The organism is Neobacillus drentensis, from assembly GCF_036962765.1.
Lineage (GTDB): Bacteria > Bacillota > Bacilli > Bacillales > Cytobacillaceae > Neobacillus > Neobacillus drentensis_C.
The window spans coordinates 13500-17502 of the sequence record NZ_JBALOS010000226.1 but is presented as its reverse complement, the minus strand read 5'-3'; the positions used below and the strand labels follow the sequence as shown (position 1 = coordinate 17502).

The window sequence follows — 4003 nt, the reverse complement described above, 5'->3', positions numbered from 1 at the left end:
ATTGTGTGCAAAGCACACAGCAGGAGGATACACAAATGGAACAAGGTAAAGTTAAATGGTTTAATGCAGAAAAAGGTTTTGGATTCATCGAGCGCGAAGCTGGAGACGACGTATTCGTACACTTCTCTGCTATCCAAGGCGAAGGTTTCAAATCTTTAGACGAAGGTCAATCAGTTACATTTGAAGTAGAACAAGGTCAACGTGGACCACAAGCTACTAACGTTCGTAAAGCATAATATAAACCACATAAATGTGAACGGAAAAGGCTCTCTTGCAGAGCCTTTTTTATTTTTCATAAAAAGAATAGAGGGGGAGGAGCGGAACTGCTCTTTTCCCTTTTTTATTGTAATACTTTAAAATATAATGAAATTACATACATAACGGAAGGAAGTGGCAGGATGATCATCCAGCGTCCTCAATTGGAGCAATCAGAATTAACAAAGTATATTCCACCAAAAGGTGATTATGAAACATTTCGTGATATGGTCCACTATAAGGAGAAGTTGAAGGAATGGGGATTATCCTCAGCGCGGGAAGCGAAAAAGGAGTTCTGGTATAAAGACCGAAACTATCAGCGCTTGGTGACGATTAAAGGTTACGAAACATATGGGAATGCAATGGAAATTAACACACTTGTTGTTGAATTTCAAGACGGTAATCTCACATGCATTCACCCAGCGTATTTAAAGGAAATGCAGCAATCGAGCTTTGGTAAAGAAAGCTTATTAACTTTTGATGAAAAAGAAACCACTCCTCCTGAACTTGAGACAAGCAATAAGGAAGGTTTTGCGGCTGAAGAAATTATAAAAACAGAGGATTTCCCAGAAGTTACACCAGTTAAAACGGAATCAGTACCCAAACCGGCAAAAGCTAAGGAACCGAAACCGAAAAAAGTGAAGGCGCCTAAACTGGACCTCCCGGTTGATAAAGTCCATTTCACGGCCAATGTCAAACAGTTCGCGCTCGTGTATAATCCGTTTAATGAAGAGAATGATGAAGTAGTAGTCCTCGAAAATGTTCAGATTGTCCAAGAGGAGAATCCGCTTGAAATCGGACTAGCTTGGTGCAGCCATAGTAAGACACTCAAAAAGTTTGAACTGGCGATTGGGGATTCACTAGAATTTGATGGAAAAGTAGCGGCCAAGAAACTAGGAAAAGGGAAAGATGTTGAGGAAGAATTCTTAGTAGATGTTCCCGTCTTGTATAAAGTCAATAATCCATCAAAAATCGTCAAGAAATAGGACTCTCTCACTATGATTGCACTGATTATTGTTTTAGGTATAGTTGGGCTTTTTTATTTATTTATGAGTTTTTATCCGCCGCTTGGAAAAAAGGCAACAAAGGAGCGGCATAGTAAATTTGAGCAATCCGAGAACTTCTCTCATCAAAAGAAATTTGTCAATCTCATTCCAACCGTGATGGAAAATAGCATTAAAGAAATGGGATCGATCCTCATGGATTTCCTAAAAGGCAATCCAAATGGGAGACCTAAAAATCCCATCCTAATGGAAAAATTGAATCTTTCGGATCAACAAAATGATTCTCAACCAAAAATTACTTGGTTTGGGCACTCCGCTCTCCTTTTAGAACTAGAGGAAAAAAGAATATTATTAGATCCTATGTTTGGCGGGGCCCCCACACCATTTCCAATCTTCGGCATAAAGCGTTATAGCAAAGGCCTTCCTTTTATCATTGAAGACCTTCCAACGATTGATATAGTTATCATCAGTCACGATCATTATGATCATTTGGATTATGGCACGATTAGAAAAATAAAGGAAAAGGTCAAACAATTTATTGTTCCCTTAGGTGTTGGGAGCCACCTGGAAAAATGGGGAGTCCATCCAGCCATAATCAAAGAACTCGATTGGTGGGATGAGCTCGATCATGAAGGACTTAAGTTTGCAGCTACACCTGCTAGGCATTTTTCAGGAAGAAGTCTAACCGACCGTGATGCGACACTTTGGTGTTCTTGGGTAATTGAGAGTGAAAATACCAAAATCTTTTTTAGTGGTGACAGCGGATATGGACCGCATTTTAAAGAAATTGGTGAAAAATATGGTCCCTTTAATCTCACCCTAATGGAATGTGGTCAATACGATCATCGTTGGGCAGCGATTCATATGACGCCTGAAGAAACCGTGCAAGCACATCTTGATGTGAAAGGGGAAATGATGATACCAATTCATTGGGGTGCATTTACGTTAGCCTTACATGACTGGACCGATCCAATCGAAAGAGTAACGAATGCAGCCGAAAAGCAAAACATCGACATTTCCACCCCGAAAATAGGTGAAACTATTTTTATTAGTTCAGAAGAATATCCACGTAACATGTGGTGGAGATAACAGAAGATAGGGATTGATTTCTGCTTTCTAAGTGGAGATCAATCCTTTTTTATCTGATAAACTTGCCTGTTGATTTCCGCTCCAGGTGCTCGCTTTTATGCAGGTGTCCTGAACCTCCACGACGCTGTGAAGAAAGTGAAATTTAAGATGAGGCTATTAATACTGACGAATCTCGCTGCAAAAGGCAAACACTACAAACGTTCTCCCTATTTAAAGGAGGAAAATTAAGCCAATATAGAGTATAATAAAGTTTCGGATTTTTATTTTTCAAGGAGAACCAATTTTATGAATCAGACCTTTACTTTAAAGGAAAAAACAAAACAAATATTTATTTTGTTAATTCCGATCTTAATTACACAGCTAGGCATGTTTTCGATGGTGTTTTTTAATACGATTATGTCAGGGAAGTACAACTCCACCGCATTAGCTGGGGTTGCGATTGGCTCCTCGATTTGGAGTCCAATTTTTACGGGGATCAGTGGTATTCTCCTGGCTGTTTCTCCAATTGCCGCACAACGCTTTGGTGAAAAAAAGAGCCATGAAGTTGCATCAGTGGTGAAGCATGGAATTTATCTCTCTATATTGATTGCGCTAGTGGTTATCCTCTTTGGGTTCTTTTTGTTAGACCCCATTTTAGATAAAATGAACTTGAATGCAGGTGTTCAAGCAACTGCTTATCATTATCTAGTAGGACTGAGCTATGGGATTCTACCTTTATTTATTTTTAATGTGCTAAGGTCCTTTATTTATGCACTTGGTAAAACACGTGTCATCATGATCATCATGTTATCGTCGTTGCCAGTTAATTTCTTTTTGAACTATGTGCTCATTTTTGGAAACTTGGGATTTCCTGAACTTGGTGGTGCGGGTGCGGGGTTTGCAACATCGATAACGTATTGGGGGATTATGGGGATGACTGTGTTTATCGTCAGAACCCAGGAACCATTCTCATCGTACCCAATATTCGCTGATTTCAAAGAGTTTTCGTGGGATAAATGTAAAGAAATATTAAAGATTGGTGTGCCAATGGGTCTTTCCACATTCTTTGAAACAAGTATGTTCGCGGTGGTTACTATTCTATTAAGTAAGTTTAATGTCACCACTATTGCTGCCTATCAATCGGCCTTGAATATCGTTTCCTTTTTGTACATGATACCGATTAGTATATCGACTGCACAAACGGTCCTTGTCGGATATGAAGTAGGGGCACGGCGCTATAAAGATGCGAAACAATACAGCTGGTTAGGTGTCTATCTAGCCATTTTGATTGCCGTAGTAACTGGAGTATTCGTCGTGATTTTTCGCTATCAAGTTGCCGGTTTCTATTCCAACGAAACGGCCGTTATTAATTTAACAGCCAACTTCTTAATCTTTGCGCTGTTTTTCCAAATTTGTGATGCTATTCAGGCGACTGCACAAGCAGCCTTAAGAGGCTATAAGGATGTCAACCTTGCCTTTATCATGACTTTAATCGCGTATTGGTTAATCTGTCTTCCAGCAGGTTATCTACTTGCTCATTACACGAGTTTGGGAGCAAGAGGTTACTGGATCGGGCTGACCATCGGCCTGCTCGCCGCAGGAATAGCCCTTTCCATCAGACTCATCTACATCCAAAAACGGAAATTCATCAATAAAAAAAGTAAAAACATGTAATG

General features: G+C 39.7%; 4 protein-coding genes. All 4 read left to right on the top strand.

Annotated features, from left to right (window positions below):
- Positions 1-35 precede the first annotated feature (35 nt).
- Positions 36-236, top strand: coding sequence for a cold-shock protein (locus tag V7137_RS24055; protein ID WP_026567057.1), 201 nt, complete (start codon positions 36-38; stop codon positions 234-236).
- Between the two features lie 162 nt (positions 237-398).
- The gene (locus V7137_RS24050) at positions 399-1241 is read left to right on the top strand and encodes a hypothetical protein (protein ID WP_335700406.1); all 843 of its coding nucleotides are present in this window, start codon (positions 399-401) and stop codon (positions 1239-1241) included.
- Between the two features lie 177 nt (positions 1242-1418).
- A complete protein-coding gene (locus tag V7137_RS24045) occupies positions 1419-2348 on the top strand; it encodes an MBL fold metallo-hydrolase (RefSeq protein ID WP_335700408.1) in 930 nt (309 codons plus the stop codon).
- A 285-nt stretch (positions 2349-2633) separates the two neighbouring features.
- Positions 2634-4001 carry an MATE family efflux transporter gene (locus V7137_RS24040; protein ID WP_335700405.1) on the top strand — a complete coding sequence of 456 codons (1368 nt, stop codon included), beginning with the start codon at positions 2634-2636 and terminating at the stop codon, positions 3999-4001.
- Positions 4002-4003: the final 2 nt, after the last annotated feature.